Genomic DNA, 24,068 nt, shown 5'->3' with positions numbered 1-24,068 from the left:
GCGCATGACTGCCGTGCTGTTCGATTTCTCCGGGACGCTGTTCCGCGTCGAGTCCACCGAGTCCTGGCTGCGGGCGGTGCTGGCCGAGACGGGGCACCCCCTGCCGCAGCCCGAACTGCTGGCTGCCGCAAGGGCCTTGGAGGAGGCCGGTGCCCTAGCGGGCGGCGCGGACCCGGTGGAGCTGCCGGAGGATCTGGCCGAGGTCTGGGCGGTGCGGGACGAGAGCGCGGAGCTGCACCGGGCCGCCTACACGGGCATGTCCCGGCGGGTGCCGCTGCCCGACCCCGGGCTGCACGACGCGCTGTACGAACGGCACATGACCCCCGCAGCCTGGGCCCCGTACCCGGACGCCGCCGAGGTGCTGCGCACGCTGCACGAGCGCGGGATCGGCGTCGGCGTGGTCAGCAATGTCGGCTGGGACCTGCGGCCGGTGTTCCGCGAGCACGGCCTGGACCCGTATGTGGACGCGTATGTGCTGTCGTACGAGCACGGCGTGCAGAAGCCGGACCCGCGGCTGTTCTCCGTCGCCTGTGCGGCGCTGGGCGCCGATCCGCGGCAGGTGCTGATGGTCGGTGACAGCAAGGAGGCGGACGGCGGCGCGACCGCGCTCGGCTGCCGGGTGCACTTCGTCGACCACCTGTCGGTGACGGACCGGCCCGACGCGCTGCTTCCCGTGCTCGGCCTGGTGGGTTGAGGCCCGGAGGCAGTCGGCGAACCGGGCCGGCCCTGGCGACCTCGGCCGGATCGCGTGGGCGCTGCGGCTGCGCCGGTGTCCGAGCGTCGTCTGAGCGTCGGACGGAAGGCGCTGGGAGCGGGGCGAAAAAGGCTCGCTTCCGCGCCGTCCGCCTGAGACGATCCCCCGCGTCGCCCCAGACGGACGGCAGCCCTGGAACAGGGCGGCCCGGGCAGGGCGACGCCCCCTGCGATGAGTATAGTTGGCTGGCAGCCAGTCAACGCAGGAGTTACAGGATGTCCCCGCGCAGCGCCTCGGTCAATGAAGAGTTGCGGCGACGTTCCCGGGAGCGGCTGTTGCAGGCCGCCGTGGAACTGGTCGACGAGCGCGGCTATGAGGCGACCACCTTGGGCGACATCGCGGACCGGGCCGGGTCGGCGCGCGGACTGGTGTCGTACTACTTCCCCGGCAAGCGCCAGTTGGTGCAGTCCGCCGTGCACCGGCTGATGCACCGCACGCTGGAAGAGGCGCTGGAGCGGGAACCACGCACCGAGGACGGCCGGGAGCGGCTCGCCCGGGCCATCGACGCGATTCTGGGGCTGGCCCGCGACCGGCCGGTGCTGATGCGTCAGCACATGGCGGGGCTGCTGCAGGCGGAGGGCTTCGTGCAGTGCCCGGAACAGCGCCGGCTGTCGGAGCTGCTCGGCGACACCGTCGCCCGGTACGGCTCCGAGGACGTCTTCGCCGACTATCCGCTGCTGCGGGCCCTGTTGATGGGCGCGGTGTACTCGGCGCTGGTGCCGGGGGTGCCGATGCCCGTTCCCGCGCTACGGGCCGAACTGTTCCAGCGGTACGGGCTCGACTGGGAGTCGGGGGTGCCGCCGGAGAAGGTGCCGGGCGGCGAGGCGCGGGAGCAGGACCTGTCCCGGTTCTTCGCCACGGAAGAGCGTTCCAGCCGTCCCGGTCAGTCCTGAGGTGGTGGCAACGCCCCTCAGCGGCGGCGCACATGGCGTGGCGTCAGGTATCCCGCGTCCCGTGCCTGGGCGATCAGCCTGAGGGAGCGGCGACGGCTGTGTCCGGTCGCGCTCATCACGGCGAGCACCGGGTCGGAGCCCTGTTCCTGGGCAGCGCGGTACTTCTGTGCGACGAGCCGCCGGCCCTCGTTGCCCCGCGGCCAGCCCGGCCGGGCGCGGCGCGGCCCCGCGTAGCACAGCGCGTTCTCCAGCTTTCCGTCGACTGCTGGTCCGCGCTCCTTCTTGGTGTCGGCTCGCGGTTCGCGCGCCGCGGCTGCGGCTTTCCAGGCTTGCTCCACGCCGACGGCTTCCGGTGCGTGCTCCATGCCGACGGCTTCCGGTGCGTGCTCCATGCCGACGGCTTCCGGTGCGTGCTCCGTGGCTGCGGCATACGGGATGTGCTCCATGCCGCCGGCTGCCGGGACGGGCTCCGCGCCGGCGGGTTGCGGGACGGTCTCCGCGCCGACGGCCGCTGGGACAGGCTCCGCGCCGACGGCTGCCGGGACGGCCTTCGCGCCGGCGGGTTGCGGTTCGTGTCCCGCCCCGGCGGCTCCCCGCTCCTGCCCCGTGCCGGCGGCTTCCCGTTCGTGCCGCTCGTCCGGCCGCCGGTCGCCGCCGCCCTCGTACGACCGTGGCGCCGCCACCCCGCACGACTCCAGCAGCGGCGCCTCGATCCAGTGCGCGAGCACCGTCAGGTCGGTGAGAGACAGGGCCGGCTGGGCGCTGACGTCCTCGATGGAGACGCGTCCGTCGCGAAGGACGGCCAGGACCTCGACGCGGGCGCCGTCGGGGAAGGCCAGCAGGACCTGGTACCAGGACGTCGTGCCGCCGTGCTCCCGCACCTTCCACGCGGGCCACACGGACACGGCGCCGTCCTCCGCGTTCCGATCAGAAAGATCAAGAAAGGATGCTTCTAGCACACACGCAACGTAACCGCATGATCGCATTCCATAACGAACGGACACGCGTCGGCGTCACCCCCCCGGCCCCTGCCGCCGCGGGGCCGGGAATGCCATGCTGGAACCGTCCGCACACCCCTCCTTCGGGCAAGGAGTACCGCTGTGCTGCGTGTCGCCGTCGTCGGTTCAGGGCCGAGCGGGTGCTACACCGCCCAGAGTCTCGTTCAGCGGGACCCCGGAGTGTGCGTGGACGTCCTGGACCGGTTGCCGTGCCCCTACGGCCTGGTCCGTTACGGTGTCGCTCCGGACCACGAGAAGATCAAGTCGCTGCAGGCCGGCCTCGGGACGGTGCTGGAGCACGAGCGGGTGCGCTTCCTCGGCGGGGTCCGGGTGGGCGGCCGGGGCGGGCTGCCGGTGGAGCGGTTGCGGGAGCCGTATCACGCGGTGGTGTACTGCGTGGGCGCCGCCGCCGACCGCCGGCTGGGGATCCCGGGCGAGGAACTGCCGGGCAGCTGGTCCGCGACCGACTTCGTGGCCTGGTACAGCGCGCATCCGGACGCGGCCGACACGGGCTTCCTGCGCGGAGTGCGGTCGGCCGTCGTCATCGGCGTGGGCAATGTGGCGGTGGACGTGACCCGGATGCTGGTCCGGGGTGTCACGGAGCTGCGCCCGACGGACATCCCGCAGGCGGCACTGGACGCGCTGGCGGCGAGCGGGATCAGCGAGGTGCACATGGTGGGCCGGCGCGGCCCCGCACAGGCTCGCTTCACCACCAAGGAGCTGCGTGAGCTGGGCGCGCTGCCCGGCACCGAAGTCACCGTGGACCGGGCCGACTTGGCGCTGGATCCGGCCGACCCGACAGCACTGGCCGCCGTGCAGCGCCGCAATCTGGAGGTGCTGCGCGACTGGGCCGCCCGGCCCCCGGCCGCTGCCGTCCGGCGCGTCGGCCTGCGGTTCTTCCTGCGCCCCGTGGAACTGCTCGCGGACCGGGGCCGGGTGGGCGCCGTGCGCTTCGAGCGGACGGCACCGGACGGGCACGGCGGAGTGACGGGCACCGGCCGGTTCGAGGACGTGCCCGCCCAGTTGGTGCTGCGCTCGGTGGGCTATCGCGGAGTGCCGCTGGACGGGCTGCCGTTCGACGCGGCGAGCGGCACGGTGCCGAACGTGGCGGGGCGCGTCGTACGCGACGGTGTCCCCTCCCCGGGCGAGTACGTCGCCGGGTGGATCAAGCGCGGCCCGACGGGAGTCATCGGCACCAACCGGCCCTGCGCCAAGGAGACGGTGACGTCCCTGCTCGCGGACGCTCCCGCACTGCTCGGCAAGCAGGTGCCGGAGGATCCGCTGACGGCGCTGCGCGCGGCCGGGATCGAACCGGTGCCCTGGGCGGGGTGGCTGGCGATCGAGCAGGCCGAGGCCGCACTGGGCGCGCGGCTGGGGCGGAGCGTGGTCAAGCTGGCCGACTGGGACGCGCTGCTGACGGCGGCCCGGTCGGCGTAGCGCCACGGCCCGGTCGCCCGGTGGCATGACCTGGCGGCATGGCCTGGCGGCATGACACACACCGGCAACAGAGCGGAAATCAACAAACTGTTCAAGGCCCTTACGGTCTCGTCCTGTTCGGATGCCACTCCCCCGCCGCTGACGGAGCACCCATGACCACGACCGCGGACGTCCACCCCGTCGACGAGATCCCACCGGTACGGCAGTTGGCCGCATTCGGGCTGCAGCACGTGCTCGCGATGTACGCCGGCGCCGTCGCCGTGCCGCTGATCGTGGGCGGCGCGATGAAGCTGTCACCCGCGGACCTGGCGTATCTGATCACCGCCGACCTGCTGGTGTGCGGGATCGCCACGCTGATCCAGTGCGTCGGTCTGTGGCGGTTCGGCGTCCGGTTGCCGGTCATGCAGGGTTGTACGTTCGCGGCCGTGTCGCCGATGGTGCTCATCGGGACGACGGGCGGCGGGCTGCCCGCGATCTACGGTTCGGTGATCGTCGCGGGCCTTGCGATCATGCTGCTCGCGCCGGTCTTCGGTACGCTGTTGCGCTTCTTCCCGCCGCTGGTGACCGGCACGGTGATCCTGGTCATCGGGCTCTCCCTGCTGCCGGTCGCGGGCAGCTGGGCGGCCGGCGGCGCGGGCGCGAAGGACTTCGGCGCGCCGAAGAACCTGGCACTGGCCGCCTTCGTGCTGCTCGTCGTGCTGGCTGTGCAGCGGTTCGGGCCCGCCCCGCTCGGCCGGACCGCCGTACTGATCGGCATCGCGGTCGGTCTCGCGGTCGCCGTGCCCTTCCACTTCACCGACTTCAGCGGGGTCGGGGACGCCGACTGGGTGGGCATCAGCACGCCGTTCCACTTCGGGGCACCCCGGTTCAAGACGTCCGCCATCGTGTCGATGCTGGTGGTGGCTTTGGTGACGATGACCGAGACGACGGGTGACCTGGTCGCGGTCGGCGAACTGACCGGGCGGACGCTCGAGCCGCGTTCCCTGTCCGACGGGCTGCGGGCGGACGGTCTGTCGACCGTGCTGGGCGGGGTGTTCAACACCTTCCCGTACACGGCGTACGCGCAGAACGTGGGACTGGTCGGCATGACCCGGGTGCGCAGCCGCTGGGTGGTCGCGGCGGCCGGCGGGATCCTGGTGCTGCTCGGCCTGCTGCCCAAGCTGGGAGCCGTGGTCGCGGCGGTCCCTGCGCCGGTACTGGGCGGAGCCGGACTGGTGATGTTCGGGACGGTCGCGGCGAGCGGGCTGCGGACGCTGGCCCGGGTGGACTTCCGCGGCAACAGCAGTCTGACCGTGGTCGCCGTGTCGGTGGCGATCGGCATGCTGCCGGTGGGTGTGCCGACGGTCTACGCGAAGTTCCCGGACTGGTTCCGGACGGTGATGAACAGCGGGATCAGCGCGGGCTGTCTGTCCGCGATCGTGCTGAACCTGCTCTTCAACCACCTTCCAGCCGTCAACCCCCCTCCCGCGCGGGCGGGTTCAGACGCTCCCGCCGAGCCGGCCGGCCTGCCGGTCGACGGCCGTCAGGAGGCTGTCGAGCAATCCCGGGAAGAGTCCGTCTAGATCGTCCCGGCGCAGGCCGTTCATCTTGGCCGTGCCCCGGTAGACCTGCCGGATGACCCCGCTCTCGCGCAGCACCCGGAAGTGGTGGGTGGTGGTGGACTTGGTCACCGGCAGCTCGAACTGCGAGCAGGTCAACTCCGCCTCGGATGCGGCCAGTTCGCGCACGATCAGCAGCCGCATCGGGTCGGAGAGGGCGTGCAGCACGGACTCCAGCCGGATCTCGTCGCGCTCCGGATGCGGCAGTGCGCGGCCGGTGGTGGCGGTGTCGGTCACGGCGGCTGCCCTTCGTCGCGGAACTCCTCTGCTGCCAGCATAGTACGAGAGACGTCGTAGTTTGACACTCCTCGTAGTACGAGCGTTATCGTACGAGTCGACCAGCGGTCCCGTGACGAACGGAGTCTGTCGTGAGCGCGCTCTTCGAGCCCATCACCCTGCGCGAAGTGACCATCCCGAACCGGGTGTGGATGCCCCCGATGTGCCAGTACTCGGCCGAGCCGGAGGGTCCGCTCACGGGCGCTCCACGCGACTGGCACCTCGCGCACTACGCGGCGCGCGCCACGGGCGGCACCGGTCTGGTGATCGTGGAGGCCACCGCGGTCTCACCGGAGGGCCGGATTTCCCCCTACGACCTCGGCCTGTGGAACGACACCCAGGTGGAGGCGTTCCGCCGGATCACCCGCTTCCTCACCACCCAGGGCACGGTGCCGGCGGTTCAGCTCGCGCACGGCGGCCGCAAGGCATCGACCGCCCCGACCTGGAAGGGCGGGGCGCCGGTCGGACCGGAGGCGCACGGCTGGCAGCCACTCGCTCCGAGCGCGGTGGCCTTCGACGAGCGCCATCCGGTGCCGACCGAGTTGACGGTGGACCAGATCAAGGAGATCGTCGGCCAGTTCGCCGCCGCGGCCCACCGGGCGCTCGCCGCGGGCTTCGAGATCGCCGAGATCCACGGCGCCCACGGTTATCTGATCAACGAGTTCCTGTCCCCGCACTCCAATCACCGCACCGACGCCTACGGCGGCTCGTACGAGAACCGCACCCGGTTCGCCCTCGAGGTCGTGGACGCCGTACGCGCGGTGTGGCCCGAGGACAAGCCGGTGTTCTTCCGCATCTCGGCCACCGACTGGCTCCAGGACGGCGGCTGGACCACGGAGGACACGGTCCGCTTCGCCCACGACCTGCACGCTCACGGCGTCGACCTGCTCGACGTCTCCACCGGCGGCAATGTCTCCGGGGTGACCATTCCGGCCGGCCCCGGCTACCAGGTGCCGTTCGCCGCCCGGGTGAAGACCGAGACCCCCCTGCGCGTCGCGGCCGTGGGACTGATCACTGAGGCCGGGCAGGCCGAGAAGATCGTGACGAACGGTGAGGCCGACGCCGTCCTGCTGGGCCGCGAGTTGCTGCGCAATCCGTCCTGGGCCCGGCAGGCCGCCCGCGAACTGGGCGGCGAGGTCCGGGTGCCGGAGCAGTACCACAGGTCGGTCTGACCACGGCCTGCCCGACTGCGGGGCGGCGGCGGCCTGCCCGACTGCAGGGCGGCAGCGGGCCGGACGGCTGCAGGGCGGCAGCGGTCCGGCCGACTGCCGCCCGGCTGCGGTGCGGCAGCCAGCCGGCCATCTCCTCGGCCGCCCAACCCGGCACCAGCCGACCCGCCGGCCCCTGCCCTGCCCCGCCCGGCAGTCGGCAAACCGGGCCCCTCCCTCGCCCCACCCGGCACCGGCCGACCCGCCGGCCCCTCCCTCGCTCAACCAGGCACCGGCCGACCCGCCGGCTCCTCCGGTGCTCGGGCTCGCAGTCGGCAGACCGTCTCCTGCGGCGCTCAGCCCGGCAGCAGGCGGCCGACCGTCTCCTCCAGGCGGGGCAGCACCCGCTGGCCCGCCAGGGCCAGGGCGATCGCCGCGAGGACACCGGCCCAGGCAACCGGGCCGAGGGGGGTGCAACCGACCGCGTGGCTGACGCCCGGGGTCTGCACCGCCGCGACCAGCGCCACGGCGGAACCCAGGCAGGTGATCTGCACCAGGCGGCTGTCGCGCCGGTCCAGCCACGTCTGCACTAGCTGGGTGCCGACCACCCCGCACAGCGCCATCGTGCCGGAACGGCGCGCGGTGCCGGGCGTGAAACGGCCGATCAGCCAGGCCGTCACCGCGCCCAGGCAGGTGGTGAGCGCGCGGTGCCGGATCTGCCGCAGCAGAGGCGCGCCGAGCACGGCGGAGGCGTCCTCCGGCGATCCGCTGCGGGTGCGTACGGTGCCGGGCTCGTCGTCCTTCTCGGTCACCGCCACCGCCATCGACGGGAACAGGTCGGTGAAGAGGTTGACCATGAGCATCTGCCGGGTGGACAGCGGCGCCCGGCCGGACAGCAGCGTGCCGAGGATGCCGAACCCGACCTCGCCCGCGTTGCCGCCGATCAGGATGGCGATGGCGTCGGCCACGCTGTGCCACAGCGCCCGGCCCTCGCCGACCGCGTCGATGAGGACCGTCAGATCGTCGTCGGTGAGGACGATGTCGGCGGCGTTGCGCGCGGCGGCCGAGCCGCGGGCGTTGATGCCGACGCCGATGTCGGCGGCGCGGATGGCCGCGGCGTCGTTGGCGCCGTCGCCCACCATGCCGACGACCCGGCCCGCGTCCCGCAGCGACTCGACGACCTGGAGCTTCTGCTCGGGCGCCACCCGGGCCACCACGCCCGCGTCCCGCAGCATCCCGGCCCTGGTGGCCCGGTCCGCCGCGGCCAGCTCGTCCCCGGTGACCACGACGGTGTCCTCGGGCCAGCCCAGATCGGCGGCGATGGACCGTGCGGTCTGCGGATGGTCGCCGGTGAGCATGACCGGTCGTACGCCCGCCTCGTACAACCCCTCCACCAGTGCCGTGGATGTCTCGCGCGGTACGTCGGACAGCGCCAGCAGACCGGTGAACTCCAGCTCCTGCAGTGGCTGTTCGAGGACGTCAGCGGCCTCCTGACCGACCGCGTCGAGCCGCCGTTCGGCCACCGCCAGCACCCTGAGGCCGTCCGCCGCCAGCGCGTGGGCCGCCTCCGAGGCGTGCTCCGGGAGACCCGAGCAGGCGGGCAGCACGGTCTCCGGGGCGCCCTTGACCACGAGCACGAGGGGACCGTCCCCGCTCCGGCCGACGGCGGCGGCGTATCCGCGTGCCGCCTCGAACGGCAGGTCCGCGAGCTGGGTCCAGTCCGGGTCGGCACCGGCCGCGGCCAGCACCGCCTCGTCGGTGGCGTGCACCGGGCGGTCGCTGCCGCCGTTGAGCTGTGGGCAGGCACGCGCGGCGGCCCGTACGGTGGCGGCGGATCCGCTGTCGTCCACCGCGCGGACCGTGCCGTCGGCGTCGGAGGTGCGCACCAGCCGCAGCCGGTTCTCGGTGAGCGTGCCGGTCTTGTCGAAGCAGATGGTGTCCATGCGCCCCAGCGCCTCCAGCGTGCGCGGGGTGCGGACGAGGACGCCGCCGCGGCTGAGGCGCCGGGCCGCGGCCAGCTGCGCGACCGTGGCCACCAGCGGCAGCCCCTCCGGTACGGCCGCCACGGCCACCGCCACACCACCGCTGACCGCCTCCCGGATGGGGGTGCCGCGCAGCAGCGCCAGTCCGGTGACCGCGCCGCCGCCCGCCAGCGTCAACGGCAGGGCCTTGCGGGTGAGTTCCTGCAGCCGGGCCTGGACGCCGCCGGCCGGGGGCGTACGGGCGGCCAGGTGGACGGCGCGGGCGGCCTCCGTGCGTTCACCGATGTCGACCACGACGGCCCGGCCCTGGCCCGCCACCACGGTCGTCCCCTCGAAGACCATGCAGCGCCGGTCGGCGACCGGGGCGTGCGGGGTCGGGTCCGTCTGCTTCTCCACCGGAAGCGACTCGCCGGTCAGGGCCGACTCGTCGACCTCCAGACCGTCCTGCCACAGCAGCCGGGCATCGGCGGGCACCACGTCGTCCGCCTTCAGCTGGATCACGTCGCCCGGATGCAGCTTGCCCGCCTCCACGGTGCGCGTGCCGCCGGCCGGTGCCTCCGCCTCCGGCGGCACGAGACGCGCCTTCTGCTGCTGCTCGGCGACCAGTCCCGACAGCGCCCGTTCGGCGCGCAGCCGCTGGACGCCGCCGACCAGGGCGTTCAGATCGAGGGCGCCGACGACGAGCAGGGCGTCCACCACCGAGCCGAGGATCGCGGACGCCGCCGACCCGACGGCGAGCACCGGGGTGAGCGGGTCGTGGAGTTCACCGCGTACGGCCCCGCCGAGCCGGTAGGACCAGCGCACGGGCGCGGCCAGCGGGTGCCGGGCGACACCGGCGGTGGCCTTGCGCAAGCGGGCGGTCAGTCCCTCGGCCGCGGTGGCCTCGGCGGCCGGTTCATGCGCCAGCCGCTCCCTGGCCTGCTCGGGGTCCAGCTCGTGCCAGTGCACACGCGGACGGGGGTGCGGGGGCCGGGCCGCCGCCACGCCGAGCGCAGCCCTGACCCCCGAGAGCAGGGCCGACGCGGCGCCGATGTCGACGGGGGCGTGCCGCATCCCTGGCAGCGCGGCCAGGCGTCCGTGGCCGCCGCCCGACTCGCCGATGGCCACGAGCAGGCCGGAGAGCGCGGCGCCGGAGCGGGCGAGGGTCTGGGCGTGCCGGCCGACCGTGCGGGCGGCCGGTATCGCGGTGAGCACCCGCCACACGTCCGGCAGCCCGTGCAGGGCCAGCAGGTCCGCGCCCCAGACCACGGCGCCGTCGCGGTCGGTGAGGGCGAGGGCGAGGTCGGCTGCGCGCAGCCCGGCCATGACCCCGTGCTCGTCGGCGGAGCGCACCCGGGCGACGGCGAGCACCGCGCCCGCGTCGCCGCGCGCCTCGTACACCACGTCGTCCAGCGGCCGGCGCGCGTCCACGACCTGGTCGGCGAGCCCGGTGAAGTCCTCCAGGGCGGGGTCGTCCACGAGCACCACCCGCAGGCCCGCCCGGCGGGCCGCGTCCAGGACCGGTTCGGCCCACGGGTCGGCCTCCCCGTCGTCGGTGCGCAGCACGCTGGGGTGCAGCACGACCGTGCCGGCCATCTCCAGCTGGCGCAGCCGCTCCGGGGCGCGCACCAGCACGCCGGTCCGGGCGAGCGCCGCGCTCAGGACGGCGTGGAAGGCGGCGGGGCCGTAGCGGGCGGCCTTCGGCGAGCCGGCGAGGACCGCCTCCGCCGCCTCACTGCCGTCGTGCTTGACCAGGAGGGTGGCCGCGGCGCCCAGCACACTGCCCGCGGAGGCGTGTGCGGCGTACTCCTGCGCCGGGGACTCCCGCAGCGGCGGTCGGGCGGCGCCGTCCGCCGGGAGGCTGACGCGGTCCGGCGCGCACAGCCGGTCGTGCACCGCGTCGAAGGCGGCGGCGCGGGCCACCGTCTCGGCCACCTGGCAGGCCCGCAGGGCGCCGTCGAGCACGAGCGAGGTGGGGGTCTGCCCGGCGCCGTGGGCAGCGGCGTTCGCGCACGCCAGCACGAGATCCATGCGGGTGTCACCCAGCCGGGCGCGCAGCCAGGAACGAAAGCGCGGGTTCTCCCGCAGCAGCGTCACCACCGCGGTGACCAGGCGGGGGGAGGGCGGCAGCCGGAGCGAGTAGGCGGTGAGCGCGGCGCCGATGCCCACCGCGTCGGCGGCGAGCGTGGCCACGGCGGCCCGCACCCCGGCCGGGTCGGCGGGATGCGTGGTCTCCTCGACGTCGTCGGCCGACAGCACCAGGCCGTGCCGCTCGGCAATTTCGGCGGCGTGTTCCACGACCCGGTCGACGGCCTCCTCGCCGGTCGCCGTCACCACGAGGCGCGCGAGCCCCTGGTCCCAGTAGGCGACGAGCACCTCGGGCCGCTCGGCCAGCGTCTCGGCCATCCGGCGCGCCAGGTGTGCCGTGCCGCCCGCGCCCTGTTCCAAGGGCCGCAGGGCCAGGTGGGCCCGGGCGCCGGCCCGCCAGTGGTCGTCGGCGCCGGGCAACGCGTTGCGGGCGACCCGTGCCACCCGTACGGCGGCGTCCGCGCCGCGCACTCCGGCGCGCGCCGTTCCCGCGGCGGCACCGGCGGCCATCCCGACCGCGGGCGCGGCCGCCCGCGCCAGCACCCTCGGTGCGGCGGGCAGCAGCCGTACGGCGGCCGAGGGCGCCGCCAGCAGTCCGAGCACCATGGCCCTCCTCAGAGCGTGGTGCGGTCGGGCCGCGCCGTGGGACCGAGCGGACCGCTGGGCGGCTTGACCGCCGAGCCCTCGGCGCCGCGAGAGGCCCGGGCGCTGCCGGACGACCCTCTGCCGCCATGACTCCGGCCGCCACCGGATGCCGACGCCGCATCACCTGCGGAAGCCCCGGCACCGCCGGCAGCCGCGGTCCCGGCACCGCTCGCGGCCCCGGTGGTCCCGGCCGCCTCCGACCCGCCCCCGACGGAGGCCGCCGCACCCGTGCCGCCGGCGTTGCCCGGCGCGGTGCCGTGGCCGGACCTGAGGGCCGCGCTGCCGAGGTCATGGGCGGGTTCGGGTTCCTGCCCCGCCCCGCTCTCGCCGGCGGCCGGATGCGCGGGCCGGGGCTGGGTGAGCCAGGCCACGGCGGCGCCCGTGAGGGCCACGGGCCACTCCACCACGCCCGCGGCACCGAGCACTCCGGCCCCCGCGTACACGGCGATGCGCCGCCCCCGGGGCGACACCGCGCCCACCTTGTCCAGCGTCCCCTCGGCGGCCCTGCTCACCATCCCGGCGCCGGGCACCCTGCGCAGCACCGAGGCCGCGCCGTGCAGGGGCGCCGTGAGGGCCGACGACGACTTCTGCTCAGCCATGACTCTCCTCGGGTGAGTTCGCCTTACGTGCCCACCGAGTGCCCGCCATCGCGCTGGTCATCCCCCGTTTCCGGGCGAAGGCGCCACTCTCCCCAGAGAACTCCTCGGACCGGCTCGGCGCCACCCGCACGGGCCCGGCACGAGCGCGGGCACGCCGCCTGAGAGCCGCCCCGCCCCGACACCCGTGCGACCCCCGCCACGGCGCCTCAGCTGCCGCCCCGGAACAGTCCTGTGAGCACCGTCGCGGCCAGGATCCGGTGGCCCTCGGGGTTGAGGCGCAGCCAGTCCCCGGTCTGCAGGTCGGGCCGCGGCCGGTCCGGCCGAGGGGTCGCGTACCGCCCGGCCGAAGCCGATCACCGCGTCCAAGTGGCCGGGGGTGCGGATCCAGACGTTCACCCCCTGCCGGGAGGCCTCCCGCTCCCCGGCCGCGTCGTCGTACGGGGTGTTGCGGCCCAACGGCGTGAGGGTCGCACCGCAGACCCGGTGCCCTGGGCGTGGGCGCGGACGACGATACTCCGGCTCGGACATCACCTACATGTGAGCCGCGCCGGCTACGGGCGCCACGCCTCGTCGTACTCGGGATGCCCGGCGAACGGCAGGGCGAGCAGCCGGAGCGTGGCGCACGGGGCCGGTGGCCGGCTTCCTCCGGCGGCTGCGGCGCAGGTGCGGCACCGGCCGTCCTCCGCCGCCCGGTGCTCCGCCAGCAGCGCCCGGCCCGCCTCGGTGTTCCGCAGGACGCGCGCCGGATCATGACGCGCCACATGGGTGAGCAGCCCTACCGGGTCCTCGGCGCCGAACTGCACCAGTGGGGTGTGTGTGGTCCCGCGGTCCTGGGAGGTGAGCACCTGCTCGATGTGGTCCGCCATCACGCCCCAGACCGCGCCGGGCGCCCCCGCGATCGCGTCGCGGGCCACCCGCTCCTCCTCCTGGAACCGGGCCCGCAGGAACCGTTCGAGGGCCACCGCCGTCATGCGGCACGCTCCCTGAGTCCCAGCGACGCGGCCAACTCCCGCTGATAACCGGCGTAGGCCGTGCGCAGGGCCTCGCCCGGCCAGTCGGGGGGCAGGAGTGCGGGGGGCAGAACGGGGTCGGTGAGCAGGTGGCGTACGGCCGCGGCGTAGGCGGTGAGCCGGTCCGCCGGGCCGCGGGCGGCCGCCGTGTGCGCAAGCAGCGTCCGCGCGGTGACCGCCCAGTCGCCCAGCGGCCAGAGCCGGGCGACCAGGTCCTGTTCGGGCTCGTCGGGGCGCGCGGTGTACGTCCGGGCGACGGAGTACAGCAGGTCCGGCAGGCCACGGTCGAGGTTGGCCGGGCGCAGCCACACGCCCTCGCGGAGTTCGGCCAGGCGCAGGGCGGTCAACCGGGTGCGGAGCTCGGCGCGTTCGGCGGGGCCCCGACCGGTCGCCGTGATCACCACCATCTCCCAGTCGCCGTCCCACGCGCGCGTGCCGGGCCGTAGCGCCTCGTCCTGGCGCTGCTGGCGCGCCAGCAGCCGGTCGCTGAGCCGGTAGACGGCATCGGTGCGGCGCAGGTCCCCCGCGGTGACCATCCGGCTCAGCGCGGCGCGCAGCGTGGAGCCGCCGACACCGAACGGTTCCACCAGCCGGACCAGGTCCTTCACCGGCAGTTCCGCCGGGTGCGCGCCGAGGAGCAGGCTCAGCACGACCGACCGCGCGGACAGCGGCCGCAGGCCTGCCTCCTCCGCCTCGGGCGGGACGTTCATGCGCATGGGAACGTACTGTACGCGCGGGCTCCGTGTTGCATCATTGCTACAGCCGCAGAAAGAGTGCAACATGCTCCCATGGTCTCGATTCCCGCGCAGTCGCCCTCGCAGCCGCGGCCTCAGCCGCCGTACGCCACCCACGACGTCACCAACCAGGCCCCGCCCCTGACTCCGTACGACGCCTCCGACGACCCGGCCCTGCTGGAGGGGCTGCGCCGGGAGGGCGCCGGGTGGGCGGAGGAGGACATCCGCCGTCTGGGGGCGCGCGCCGGCAGCGCGGAGGCGCAGGAGTGGGGTGAGCTGGCGAACCGGCACGAGCCGGTCCTGCGCACCCACGACCGCTACGGCCACCGTGTCGACGAGGTGGAGTTCCACCCCAGCTGGCACCACCTGATGCGCACGGCGGTCGCCCAGGGCCTGGCCGGAGCGCCCTGGGCGGACGAGCGGTCCGGCGCCCATGTGGCCCGTACCGCGGGCGGCCTGGTGTGGGGGCACACGGAGGCAGGGCACGGCTGCCCGACGTCGATGACGTACGCCGCGGTGCCCGCGCTGCGCGCCCAGCCGGATCTGGCCAAGGTCTACGAACCGCTGCTCACCAGCCGGGAGTACGACCCCGAGCTGCGAGTGCCGGCCGAGAAGCCGGGGCTGCTCGCGGGGATGGGCATGACCGAGAAGCAGGGCGGGTCGGACGTCCGGACGAACACCACCGTGGCCACGCCCACCGCGGAGCCGGGTGTGTACACGCTGCGCGGGCACAAGTGGTTCACGTCGGCGCCGATGTGCGACGTCTTCCTGGTGCTGGCGCAGGCATCGCCTCTTCGTGGAAGAGGAGGTCTGTCGTGCTTCCTGGTGCCGCGGGTGCTGCCGGACGGCAGCCGCAACACCTTCCGCGTCCAGCGCCTGAAGGACAAGCTGGGCAACCGGTCCAACGCGTCCTCGGAGCCGGAGTTCGACGGTACGGTGGCCTGGCTGGTCGGGCCGGAGGGCCGAGGGGTGAAGACCATCATCGAGATGGTCAACTGCACCCGGCTGGACTGTGTGATGTCCTCGGCGGCCCTGATGCGCAAGACGCTGGTCGAGGCGGGACATCACGCACGGCACCGCAGCGCGTTCGGGGCCCGGCTGATCGAGCAGCCGCTGATGCGCAACGTCCTGGCCGACCTGGCGCTGGAGTCGGAGGCGGCGACGACGCTCACCCTGCGGCTGGCCGGAGCCGCCGACCGCGCGGTGCGCGGGGACGCCGGCGAGCGCGCCTTCCGGCGGATCGCGACCGCCGTCGGCAAGTACTGGGTCACCAAGCGGGGCCCGGCGTTCACCGCGGAGGCGCTGGAGTGCCTGGGCGGCAACGGGTACGTCGAGGACTCGGGCATGCCCCGGCACTACCGGGAGGCGCCGCTGCTGTCGATCTGGGAGGGCTCGGGCAACGTCAACGCGCTCGACGTGCTGCGCGCCCTCGGCCGGGAACCGGACACGGCCGAGGCCCTGTTCGCCGAACTCGCCCTCGCGCGCGGGGCGGACGCCCGTCTGGACGCGACCGTCGCCGCGCTCAAGGACCAGTTGGCCGAAACGGACCAGGTGGGCGCCCGCCGGCTGGTCGAGCGGATGGCGCTCGCCCTCCAGGCCTCCCTGCTGGTCCGGCACGCCCCGCACCCGGTCGCGGACGCCTTCTGCGCGAGCCGGCTGGGCGGTGACTGGGGGCACGCGTTCGGCACCCTGCCCGCCGGGGCGGGTCTCGGCGCGATCCTGGAGAGGGCCCTGCCCGGCCTGAACTGACGCCTCCCACCGGGGGGCGCGCGGGCCGCCCGCGCGCCCCCGCCGGCCGCTCACTCCCTGGCCGGTGACAGCCGACGGATCGCACACAGTCAGCGCGCGGTTCCCCACCGTTGTCGGTGCCGTGGTGCACACTCGCGATCAGGTGGCACTCGTCTGGGGAGGACAACGTGGTCACGGGGATCGACGAGGTCGACTGGGCCTCGCTGCGGCACGCGCACGGCACGGCGGAGGACGTGCCCGGATGGTTACGGGCCCTGGCGTCCGCGGACACCGCCGAGCGGGCGACCGCGCTCGACGGGATGTACGGCGCGCTGCACCACCAGGGGCGCGTGTACGACTCGACACTGGCCTGCGTCCCCTTCCTGCTCTCGCTCGTGGCCCGCGAGGAGCTGCCGGACCGGTCCGGCGTCGTGGAACTGCTGGTCGGCATCGGCGCGGAGAGCCCGGACGGGGACCCGCGCGCACGGGAGGCGGTGTGCGCGGGCTCCCAGGTCTTCGTCCCGCTCGCCGAAGACCCGGACCCGGCGGTGCGCCGGGCCGCCGCCGGGGCCGTCGTGCACTTCCTGACCGCACCCACGCGGGTCCTGGACCTGCTGCGGCAGCGGCTGCGGGCCGAGCGGGACAACCGCGTTCTGCTCGCCCTCACGGAGGCGCTCGGCCTGTTCGTCCGCCGGTACCCCGCGCACGCCGACGCCGCGACGGACCTCCTGGCCGAGCAGGGTGCGCCGCCGTACGCCCCGGAGCTGCGGCTCGCCGCGCTCGGCCAGCTCGCGCTCGTCGCGCCCGGCCGCCTGCCCGCCGATGTCGTGCCGACGGCGGTCCGGCTGCTCCGGGAGCGCTCCGCGCAGCGTGCCCGGATCCCCGAGCCCTCCGCCGACACGCTCGTCGGGCGCTTACGGCGGCTGCGCCCGTCCGACGAGGAGGGTTCCCGGCTGCTGCGCACCCTGCACACCGGGCTCGGCGACCGCGTCGACGACCGGACCGCGCTCCTGGGCGGGCAGTTGACCAGCCCGGACCCGGTGGACCGGTGCAACGCCGTGTGGATGGCGGCGGCACTGCTGCGCGGCTGGCGCGGCGACCACAGCGGAACGGTCCGGTTGCTCGGTGCCCAACTGACCGCGGAACAGGACCGGTTGCGGGACGCGGCGGTCGCGGTCCTGACGGAGCTGGGACCGCTGGCCGCGCCCGCCGCGGACGAGCTGCACGCGCTGGTGTGTGCCCGGCCCGACCTGTGGACGCACCGCTTCGAGCGCGGCTCCCCCACGCTGGGCGGACCGCTCAAGGCGCTGGCCGGGAGCGGCGATCCGCGTGCGGTTCCGGCCCTGGCCCAGCTGCTGGCGGGCCCGGCCGCGCCGGCGGACCTGGGGTTCGCGCTGGCCCGCCTGGGCGCCGCCGCGGCCCCCCTCGCCCCCGCGGTACGGCACCGGCTCGGCCGTATCCCGCCGGCCTCTCCCTCCGCCGCCCGGCTCGCAGCCCCGCTGCTGGCGGCGATCGGCGCGGTCGGAGACGAGGACGCGGTTCCGGAGGTGCTGCGGCTGCTGTCGGGGGCTCCCGACGGCTTGGGAGCACGGGACGCGGTCGCGGGCCAGGCCGTCGAGACGCTGGAGACGCTGGGCGCCTCCGCGCAGGCGGTACCCGTCCTGCGCGCACTGCTGCACACCCGGCACGCCGCCGTCGCCGTCGGCGCACTGTGGTCGGCGCACCAGGACGCCTCCGCCGTACTCCCGGTGCTGCTGCGGGAGTTGGCCCAGGCCGATCCGGAGCGCCGGTGCCGGGCCGCCGGGCAGCTCGGCAGACTGGGGCCGGCCGCGCGTGCCGCGCTGCCCGCGCTGCGCCGGATGGCCTGCTCGCGGCCGGCGCAGGAGCGGGTGCCGGCCGCCTGCGCGCTGTGGCGCATCGACACGGATCCCGAGCCGGTCCTGCCGGCGTTCCGGGCGGCCTGGGCGGACGCCCCGCACACCCGCGCTCCGATCGCCCGGTGCCTCACCGCGATGGGCCCGGCCGCCGCCCCGCTACGGCACCTGGTGGCGGCGGAACTGGCTGCCCCGCGCCGCCTCCCGGCCCACCCGGGAGGCCACGGCGGCCAGGCCGTACCGGAGGACGAGACGCTGCTGAGAGCGTGCCGGGAGGCACTGGGGGCGATGGAGGGGGATCACGGCAGGCACTGACCCGAGCCGACGGTCCGGGGCCGCCGCTGTACGCCTCTGCTCCGCGAAGACGGCGAGGCTGAAGCGGGCGCGGTTCCAGGCCGGGCCGCACCGGCACTCAGCCACCGGCTCCGGGCAGACGGTCCCGGCCCCCATAGCCTGGACACCGCGGCCTTGACACCGCGGCATTGACGCCGCGGCCTTGACGCCAACCCGCTGGCGCAGGGGCCTTGTTCGTACCTTGCGCCTCACGCAGGTGCCCTTCTCGACGGGGCCGACGCCCAATCTGACCCGTATCGGCCGCGTCGACGACGCGGATCCCTGCCTCGCCTCTGCTGGGCATCCCGGCGGGCGCGATGCCCAGCTCGCCTCCCTGCCCCTACGCAGCCACTCGGTTGCAGAGCCGTATCGCCGCGGACCGGAAGCCGGGACTTCGGCCTTGGTCAGACCGTGCGTCCCCACTGCGGGCCGAGCCGTGCCCATTCCGTGTCCCAGGCGTCCATGCGGCGGCGTTCCAGACGGGCACGCAGGGCAAGGCCGCCGATGAAGGGGACGGCCGCGGTACTCACGCCCACCAGGCAGCCGATCAGAGTGCCGCGGAAGGCGGCCTCCCCGGCGGAGGTGGGGCGGCTGACGAGATGGCCCTGCGAGTCGGTCCAGACGGTGACCGGCGTGCCGGCCTTGCTGCCGGGCTCCACCCGGACCTGACCGGTGCGGGCGGAGCCGTCGGCCGTCGTCCAGCGCACCTTGGCCCAGACCTGATCACCGGAGGACGTGTGGCCGTGCGCGGGCGGACTTCCCGTGGCCCGTGCCACTACACGGGCCACGACGGGGCGCGAGGCCGCCCGCTCCCCGGCGAGTCCGTGCTCCACCGACCGGGCCCCCACGAGCCCGGCCGAGACCCCCGCCAGGACGGTCAGCAGCCAGGCGCCGAGCACCACCCAGGCCTCCACCGTGTCGGCCCGGCGTTTGAGCGGGTTGCGCCGCCAGCGCCACAGCCACACCTTCGGACCACGGAACGCCTTCAAAGGCATCCTCCTCACGAGCGCACCGACCGGCCGGACCGCCCTCCCATACGCGGGAGACCGCTCCGTTGCTCACGACGAGCCGTCTCCCCGACGGTCGCACGAGACACCCCGTTCGCGCAGGCACATGTCGTAACGGGCCCCGGCCGATCTTCGTCACGGGCCGACGACACCGCTGTGACCTGCACGAACACACTCTCCGGGGGAGAGTGTCAGTGGTGAGGTGCACACTGGCCGATAACTGACGACCAACTGACTCACGACTACCTGGACGACGGCGTCCCGGAGGTGATCGGCATGACCGAGGTACTGCTGGCGGTGGGCACCCGCAAAGGTCTGTTCATCGGGCGCCGAAGGAGCGGCGGTGCCTGGGAGTTCGACGACAGTCCGCATTTCAACGCGCAGGCGGTCTACTCGGTCGCGATCGACACCCGTGGGGACCGGCCCCGACTGCTGGCGGGCGGCGACAGCGCGCACTGGGGTCCGTCGGTCTTCCACTCCGACGACCTCGGCCGCACCTGGGCCGAACCGCCGCAGCCGGCCGTCAAGTTCCCCAAGGACACCGGTGCTTCCCTGGAGCGCGTCTGGCAGCTGCACCCGGCCGCCGCCGAGCCCGGCGTGGTCTACGCGGGCACGGAACCGGCGGCGCTGTACCGCTCGGAGGACCGCGGCGAGAGCTTCACCCTGGTCCGGCCGCTGTGGGAGCACCCGACGCGCTCCCGGTGGGTGCCGGGCGGCGGCGGTGAGGGACTGCACACCGTGGTCACCGACGCCCGCGACCCCCGCGCGGTGACCGTGGCCGTCTCGACGGCCGGGGTGTTCCGCTCCACCGACGGCGGCGCGAGCTGGGCCCCGTCCAACTCGGGCGTGTCGGCGGTGTTCCTGCCCGATCCGAACCCGGAGTTCGGCCAGTGCGTGCACAAGGTCGCCAAGGACGCGGGTGACCCGGACCGGCTGTATCTGCAGAACCACTGGGGGGTGTACCGAAGCGACGACGCGGGCGCGCACTGGACCGACATCGGCGCGGATCTGCCGTCCACGTTCGGGTTCGCGGTGGCCACGCATCCGCACCGGGCCGACACGGCGTACGTCTTCCCGATCAACGCCGACGCGGACCGGGTGCCGGCCGAGCACCGCTGCCGGGTCTTCCGCACCACGGACGCGGGCCGGACCTGGGAGCCGCTGACCAAGGGGCTGCCGCAGGAGGACCATTACGGCACGGTGCTGCGGGACGCCCTGTGCACCGACGACGCCGAACCGGCGGGGGTCTATTTCGGCAACCGCAACGGCGAGGTGTTCGCCTCGGCAGACGACGGCGACAGCTGGCAGCAGCTGGCGGCCCATCTGCCGGACGTGCTGTGCGTGCGGGCGGCGGTGATCGGCTGAACCGCACGGACGGCCGCAGGGGGCCTCTCCGTCGGGCTTTCAGGTTCGGCCACCGGTTGTCGAACTGAGCGGTGCGGTGGGCGCCGTTCTGTCGGAAGAACATGTTCCGTATCCGGCTGCCGTCGGCGGGAAGAACGCCCGAACGCGCATGGCCCCGCTGGGCGTCGGCGCGGTCCAGGACGCCGCACCTGCAACCGCGCCTCCCGCACGACGTGATCAGCCCGCACGGCGGTCGGTCCGGCACGGCGGTCGGTCCGGCACGGTGCCGAGCGCGTCGTCGGGTTTCCCACCGCGCGGGCGGCAAGACGACCGAGGATCGAGTTCCTCCACCACGGCCAGGCCCTTCAGGCCGGCCGGCCTACCGCCGCCGTGGTTCTACGGCAGTCGCCAGTCCACAGGCTGGGCACCCTGCCGCAGCAGCAGGTCGTTGGCCCGGCTGAACGGACGCGAACCGAAGAAGCCCCTGTCCGCCGACATCGGAGACGGATGCGCGGACTCGATCGCCGGAAGATCCCCCAGCAACGGCCGCAGATTACGCGCGTCACGCCCCCACAGGACCGACACCAGCGGTTTACCGCGCGAGGCCAACGCCCGTATCGCCTGCTCCGTGACCTCCTCCCAGCCCTTCCCTCGGTGGGCCCCGGGCTTGCGCGGGGCCGTCGTCAACGCCCTGTTGAGCAACAGCACACCCTGCTGCGTCCACGGCGTCAGATCGCCGTTCGACGGCCTGGGCAGTCCCAGGTCGGAGTGCATCTCCCGGAAGATGTTCTCCAGACTGCCCGGCAACGAACGCACCTCCGGGGAGACCGCGAAACTCAACCCGATCGCCATCCCCGGGGTGGGATAGGGGTCCTGGCCGACGATCAGGACGCGGACGTCGTCGAAGGGCTGCTGGAAGGCCCTCAGGACATTCGCTCCGGACGGCAGGTAGGTCCGGCCCGCAGCTATCTCGGCCCGGAGGAAGTCCCCCATGGCGGCGATGCGTTCGGCCACAGGCTCAAGAGCCTTCGCCCAGCCCGGTTCAACAAGTTCATGCAACGGTCGTGGTGCCACGGCGCGTCACTCTACTGGCACACACAGGCACCCTGCATACGCCGGGAAGCCTCCGCACCGGGCCGGCCCTCAGGCGCTACCCTTCCTCCTCGTCGAGATCTTCAGCCGGGAGAGCAGATCACGCAGCCGGTCACCGGGAAGGAGGGGAGCGTGTTCCGTCCAGTGAGCAGGAACCGCCCGTCGTTCCCGGTCGCGCCCGAGGCACGTCCGCCGCAGCCCAGACCGATCAGCAAGCGCGAGCCGAACGCCGGCCCGGGCGTGTCCCAGCCGTCCGACGACGACCTGACACCCCCCTGCACCCAGCAGGGCGTCCTGCTGTCCATCAGGACGCTGACCCTGGCTCCGCGCCGCCCGCAGCAGGTCGGACAACCGGTGGACCGGCGACTGCCGTGAGCGTTCCCGGTTATCTGGCGGTGGACTCCGGAGGCTCCGGTCTGCGGATCGCCGTCGGCGTGCCGGGCCGGGCGCCCGCCGCCCGGCGCGCGTCACGGGAACCGGTCCGCACGGATGCACGGGGCATCGATCCCGCCCATCTGATGGCCCAGCTCGTCCCGCTGGCCCGGACGTCCGCCACCGAGGCCGGGATCAGCCGGCTGGACACGGCCGTCGTCGGCGCCGCCGGGTTCGCCGGCCTGGGCGACGCCCTGCGCGCCGAACTGCCCAACGCCCTCGCCCGGGAACTGGGCGTACGGCAGGTGGCGCTCGCCGCCGACGCCGTCACCGCCTACGTCGGCGCCCTCGGGCAGCGCCCGGGCGCGGTGCTCGCCGCGGGTACCGGGCTGATCGCGGTCGGCACCGACCTCACCGCCTGGCACCGGGCCGACGGGTGGGGCCATCTGCTCGGGGACTGCGGCAGCGGCGCGTGGATCGGGCGGGCGGGCCTGGAGGCGGCGCTGCGCGCCCACGACGGCCGGGACGGCGGCTCGGCACCGCTGCTGGCCTGTGCACAGGAGCAGTTCGGGCCGGTGCGCGGCCTGCCGGGCCTGCTCTACCCCCGCTCCGACCGGCCCGCCGTACTGGCCTCCTTCGCCCCCCGGGTGGCCGTCTGCGCCGCGCAGGATCCGGTGGCCGCGGACATCCTGCGCGCGGCGGCCCGGCACATGGCCGAGTCCGCGGCGGCCGTGTGCCCGGCGGACGGCACGCCCCAAGTGGCACTCACCGGCGGTCTGTTCCGCCTGGGCGACCCGCTCCTCGTCCCCCTGCGCGAGGAGCTGACGAGCAGGCTGCCGCACGCCCGTCAGGTGCCCGCCGAGGGCGATCCGCTGCACGGCGCGGTGAGGATCGCGGCCGGCCTGGCGACCGGCCGGCTCACCCTGCCGGGTGAAAAAGCCATGTTCCAAGTGGTCCCGGTACAAGCCGATTGAGGTCCCTCCCGAAAGCGGATCACGTCCCCTTCCACCCTTGTCGTCCCCTTGTCGTCCCCTTGCCGTCCTTTTGTCAGCCCATGTTCTCGGCACGTGCTCCGAACATGTGTCAACCGCTTGTCACTCATCAGACAAAACCGGACGGAAACCGCTCACCTGCACCCTCCCCGAACGGAGGAACCCCCGAAGCCAGTAACATGCGGCGCCATGAGCACCCCCACTGGGCCCGAGTCCGGCCTGCCAGTACGAATGCCGCGACCCCGCCAGCCCGGACGGCACCGCCGACCGGAACCGCTGGTGGCTCCCGAGGGTGCGCCCGCGCTCGCCCTCGCGGTGCCCGGTGCGCCCAGTGCCGCCACGCGCGCCCTCGCCGAGGAGGTCGTGAGCATCGCCCGCTCCGAGCTGCCCGGCCTGGACGCCCGGATCGGATACCTGGACGGGGACGACGCCGAGTTCCCCACGCTCCGGTCCGTGCTCGCGCACGCCGCCGACCAGCGCACGGCCCGTTATGAGCAGGCCGTCGCCGCAGGGTTCGAGGGGGTCAAGGAGCCCGACGGCCCGGTCGCGGTCGTCGTCCCGCTGCTGGCCGGACCGGACAGCGCCCTGCTGCGGCAGATCCGCCAGTCCGTGATGGACAGCCGGGTCGCCGCCGAGCTGACCGATGTGCTCGGCCCGCACCCGCTGCTCGCCGAGGCGCTGCACGTGCGGCTGTCCGAGGCGGGTCTGGCCCGTGCCGACCGCGCGCGCCTGTTCACGGTGGCCACCGCCGCGGACGGCATCGTCCTGGCCTCCGTGGGCGGCGAGGAGGCCGTACAGGCGGCCGGGATCACCGGCATGCTGCTCGCCGCGCGCCTCGCGGTGCCGGTGATGGCGGCGGCCCTGGACCAGGAGGGCTCGATCACCTCCGTCGCCGAGCAGCTGCGTTCTTCGGGCTCGCAGCAGCTGGCCCTGGCGCCGTATCTGATCGGCCCGGAGATCGACCCGGCGCTGCTGGCGGCGGCCGCCGAGGAGGCGGGCTGCGCCACGGCCGAGGCGCTCGGCTCGTACCCGGCGATCGGCAAGCTCGCCCTGGCCAAGTACACGACGGCGCTGGGCATCGCCCCGCAGCAGCCGCAGGGCATGCCGGTCCGCTGACCCCACGCCGGCACACGGCACCCGTACGGGACAGGGCCCGCTCCACACCTCGGAGCGGGCCCTCGTCCT

Annotated in this window: 19 protein-coding genes and 2 pseudogenes; 11 read left to right on the top strand and 10 right to left on the bottom strand. The window is 74.4% G+C overall.

Annotated features, from left to right (window positions below; genetic code table 11):
• Positions 1 to 4: 4 nt before the first annotated feature.
• On the top strand, positions 5 to 694 hold the full coding sequence (locus tag ABZ624_RS12510) for an HAD-IA family hydrolase (protein ID WP_360086017.1): 690 nt from the start codon (positions 5 to 7) through the stop codon (positions 692 to 694).
• 275 nt (positions 695 to 969) lie between these two features.
• Positions 970 to 1,647: a helix-turn-helix domain-containing protein gene (locus ABZ624_RS12505; protein ID WP_360086015.1), complete on the top strand. Its 678-nt coding sequence runs from the start codon at positions 970 to 972 to the stop codon at positions 1,645 to 1,647.
• A gap of 17 nt (positions 1,648 to 1,664) precedes the next feature.
• Here ABZ624_RS12505 and ABZ624_RS12500 read toward each other — a convergent pair whose 3' ends face one another.
• Both ABZ624_RS12500 and ABZ624_RS12495 read right to left on the bottom strand, forming a co-directional pair.
• Entirely contained in the window at positions 1,665 to 2,012 is a 348-nt protein-coding gene (locus ABZ624_RS12500; protein ID WP_360086069.1) for a DUF6214 family protein, read from the bottom strand.
• 240 nt (positions 2,013 to 2,252) lie between these two features.
• Positions 2,253 to 2,552, bottom strand: a pseudogene (locus ABZ624_RS12495) (DUF6214 family protein); the annotation flags it as partial.
• A gap of 195 nt (positions 2,553 to 2,747) precedes the next feature.
• On the opposite strand from ABZ624_RS12495, the gene ABZ624_RS12490 reads away from it, so the two are divergent.
• Together ABZ624_RS12490 and ABZ624_RS12485 are read left to right on the top strand one after the other, a co-directional pair.
• The gene (locus tag ABZ624_RS12490; RefSeq protein WP_360086012.1) at positions 2,748 to 4,082 is read left to right on the top strand and encodes an FAD-dependent oxidoreductase; all 1,335 of its coding nucleotides are present in this window, start codon (positions 2,748 to 2,750) and stop codon (positions 4,080 to 4,082) included.
• A gap of 152 nt (positions 4,083 to 4,234) precedes the next feature.
• A complete protein-coding gene (locus ABZ624_RS12485; protein WP_360086009.1) occupies positions 4,235 to 5,644 on the top strand; it encodes a nucleobase:cation symporter-2 family protein in 1,410 nt (469 codons plus the stop codon).
• Here the strand turns inward: ABZ624_RS12485 and ABZ624_RS12480 are convergent.
• A complete protein-coding gene (locus ABZ624_RS12480; protein WP_360086006.1) occupies positions 5,561 to 5,917 on the bottom strand; it encodes a helix-turn-helix domain-containing protein in 357 nt (118 codons plus the stop codon). The two genes, ABZ624_RS12485 and ABZ624_RS12480, sit on opposite strands and share 84 nt — an antisense overlap.
• A gap of 131 nt (positions 5,918 to 6,048) precedes the next feature.
• On the opposite strand from ABZ624_RS12480, the gene ABZ624_RS12475 reads away from it, so the two are divergent.
• Positions 6,049 to 7,128 carry an NADH:flavin oxidoreductase/NADH oxidase gene (locus ABZ624_RS12475; protein WP_360086003.1) on the top strand — a complete coding sequence of 360 codons (1,080 nt, stop codon included), beginning with the start codon at positions 6,049 to 6,051 and terminating at the stop codon, positions 7,126 to 7,128.
• Between the two features lie 332 nt (positions 7,129 to 7,460).
• Here the strand turns inward: ABZ624_RS12475 and ABZ624_RS12470 are convergent, their stop codons facing one another.
• From ABZ624_RS12470 to ABZ624_RS12450, 5 genes and pseudogenes are all read right to left on the bottom strand, one after another.
• Positions 7,461 to 11,759 (bottom strand): cation-translocating P-type ATPase, encoded by a 4,299-nt coding sequence (locus ABZ624_RS12470; RefSeq protein WP_360086000.1) that lies wholly within the window; start codon positions 11,757 to 11,759, stop codon positions 7,461 to 7,463.
• An 8-nt stretch (positions 11,760 to 11,767) separates the two neighbouring features.
• Positions 11,768 to 12,397: a hypothetical protein gene (locus ABZ624_RS12465; protein WP_360085997.1), complete on the bottom strand. Its 630-nt coding sequence runs from the start codon at positions 12,395 to 12,397 to the stop codon at positions 11,768 to 11,770.
• Between the two features lie 206 nt (positions 12,398 to 12,603).
• Positions 12,604 to 12,909: pseudogene (locus tag ABZ624_RS12460) on the bottom strand (SGNH/GDSL hydrolase family protein); the annotation flags it as partial.
• Between the two features lie 39 nt (positions 12,910 to 12,948).
• Positions 12,949 to 13,368 (bottom strand): DUF6221 family protein, encoded by a 420-nt coding sequence (locus ABZ624_RS12455; RefSeq protein WP_360085994.1) that lies wholly within the window; start codon positions 13,366 to 13,368, stop codon positions 12,949 to 12,951.
• Positions 13,365 to 14,123, bottom strand: coding sequence for a PaaX family transcriptional regulator C-terminal domain-containing protein (locus ABZ624_RS12450; protein WP_360085991.1), 759 nt, complete (start codon positions 14,121 to 14,123; stop codon positions 13,365 to 13,367). Before ABZ624_RS12450 ends, ABZ624_RS12455 begins: the two co-directional genes overlap by 4 nt.
• A gap of 72 nt (positions 14,124 to 14,195) precedes the next feature.
• Between ABZ624_RS12450 and ABZ624_RS12445 the strand changes: the two genes are divergently transcribed.
• Together ABZ624_RS12445 and ABZ624_RS12440 are read left to right on the top strand one after the other, a co-directional pair.
• Positions 14,196 to 15,890, top strand: coding sequence for a DNA alkylation response protein (locus ABZ624_RS12445; protein ID WP_360085988.1), 1,695 nt, complete (start codon positions 14,196 to 14,198; stop codon positions 15,888 to 15,890).
• Between the two features lie 167 nt (positions 15,891 to 16,057).
• A complete protein-coding gene (locus ABZ624_RS12440) occupies positions 16,058 to 18,058 on the top strand; it encodes a HEAT repeat domain-containing protein (RefSeq protein ID WP_360085985.1) in 2,001 nt (666 codons plus the stop codon).
• Positions 18,059 to 18,480: 422 nt separating this feature from the next.
• Here ABZ624_RS12440 and ABZ624_RS12435 read toward each other — a convergent pair whose 3' ends face one another.
• Positions 18,481 to 19,071 carry a hypothetical protein gene (locus tag ABZ624_RS12435; protein ID WP_360085982.1) on the bottom strand — a complete coding sequence of 197 codons (591 nt, stop codon included), beginning with the start codon at positions 19,069 to 19,071 and terminating at the stop codon, positions 18,481 to 18,483.
• A 288-nt stretch (positions 19,072 to 19,359) separates the two neighbouring features.
• On the opposite strand from ABZ624_RS12435, the gene ABZ624_RS12430 reads away from it, so the two are divergent.
• On the top strand, positions 19,360 to 20,448 hold the full coding sequence (locus ABZ624_RS12430; RefSeq protein WP_360085979.1) for an exo-alpha-sialidase: 1,089 nt from the start codon (positions 19,360 to 19,362) through the stop codon (positions 20,446 to 20,448).
• Between the two features lie 375 nt (positions 20,449 to 20,823).
• Here the strand turns inward: ABZ624_RS12430 and ABZ624_RS12425 are convergent, their stop codons facing one another.
• The gene (locus ABZ624_RS12425) at positions 20,824 to 21,501 is read right to left on the bottom strand and encodes a uracil-DNA glycosylase (protein ID WP_360085976.1); all 678 of its coding nucleotides are present in this window, start codon (positions 21,499 to 21,501) and stop codon (positions 20,824 to 20,826) included.
• 150 nt (positions 21,502 to 21,651) lie between these two features.
• On the opposite strand from ABZ624_RS12425, the gene ABZ624_RS12420 reads away from it, so the two are divergent.
• The 3 genes from ABZ624_RS12420 to ABZ624_RS12410 all read left to right on the top strand — a co-directional run bounded on the left by ABZ624_RS12420 (position 21,652) and on the right by ABZ624_RS12410 (position 23,999).
• Positions 21,652 to 21,894, top strand: a complete 243-nt coding sequence (locus ABZ624_RS12420) for a hypothetical protein (protein WP_360085973.1) — start codon at positions 21,652 to 21,654, stop codon at positions 21,892 to 21,894.
• Positions 21,891 to 22,865, top strand: a complete 975-nt coding sequence (locus tag ABZ624_RS12415; protein ID WP_360085970.1) for a BadF/BadG/BcrA/BcrD ATPase family protein — start codon at positions 21,891 to 21,893, stop codon at positions 22,863 to 22,865. The genes ABZ624_RS12420 and ABZ624_RS12415 overlap by 4 nt, the downstream gene beginning before the upstream one ends.
• Before the next feature lie 207 nt (positions 22,866 to 23,072).
• Entirely contained in the window at positions 23,073 to 23,999 is a 927-nt protein-coding gene (locus ABZ624_RS12410) for a hypothetical protein (protein ID WP_360085967.1), read from the top strand.
• The last annotated feature ends 69 nt before the right edge of the window (positions 24,000 to 24,068 follow it).

The sequence above is a fragment of the Streptomyces sp. NPDC007205 genome (assembly GCF_040634095.1).
Classification (GTDB): domain Bacteria; phylum Actinomycetota; class Actinomycetes; order Streptomycetales; family Streptomycetaceae; genus Streptomyces.
This window is presented reverse-complemented; position numbering and strand designations above follow the sequence as displayed.

Bases quoted from the DNA above. Each gene is read 5' to 3' on its own strand.
- ABZ624_RS12510 (WP_360086017.1), top strand. From the start codon at position 5: ATGACTGCCGTGCTGTTCGATTTCTCCGGGACGCTGTTCCGCGTCGAG.
- ABZ624_RS12505 (WP_360086015.1), top strand. From the start codon at position 970: ATGTCCCCGCGCAGCGCCTCGGTCAATGAAGAGTTGCGGCGACGTTCC.
- ABZ624_RS12500 (WP_360086069.1), bottom strand. From the start codon at position 2,012: ATGGAGCACGCACCGGAAGCCGTCGGCGTGGAGCAAGCCTGGAAAGCC.
- ABZ624_RS12485 (WP_360086009.1), top strand. From the start codon at position 4,235: ATGACCACGACCGCGGACGTCCACCCCGTCGACGAGATCCCACCGGTA.
- ABZ624_RS12470 (WP_360086000.1), bottom strand. From the start codon at position 11,759: ATGGTGCTCGGACTGCTGGCGGCGCCCTCGGCCGCCGTACGGCTGCTG.
- ABZ624_RS12465 (WP_360085997.1), bottom strand. From the start codon at position 12,397: ATGGCTGAGCAGAAGTCGTCGTCGGCCCTCACGGCGCCCCTGCACGGC.
- ABZ624_RS12455 (WP_360085994.1), bottom strand. From the start codon at position 13,368: ATGACGGCGGTGGCCCTCGAACGGTTCCTGCGGGCCCGGTTCCAGGAG.
- ABZ624_RS12450 (WP_360085991.1), bottom strand. From the start codon at position 14,123: ATGCGCATGAACGTCCCGCCCGAGGCGGAGGAGGCAGGCCTGCGGCCG.
- ABZ624_RS12445 (WP_360085988.1), top strand. From the start codon at position 14,196: ATGGTCTCGATTCCCGCGCAGTCGCCCTCGCAGCCGCGGCCTCAGCCG.
- ABZ624_RS12435 (WP_360085982.1), bottom strand. From the start codon at position 19,071: ATGCCTTTGAAGGCGTTCCGTGGTCCGAAGGTGTGGCTGTGGCGCTGG.
- ABZ624_RS12430 (WP_360085979.1), top strand. From the start codon at position 19,360: ATGACCGAGGTACTGCTGGCGGTGGGCACCCGCAAAGGTCTGTTCATC.
- ABZ624_RS12410 (WP_360085967.1), top strand. From the start codon at position 23,073: ATGAGCACCCCCACTGGGCCCGAGTCCGGCCTGCCAGTACGAATGCCG.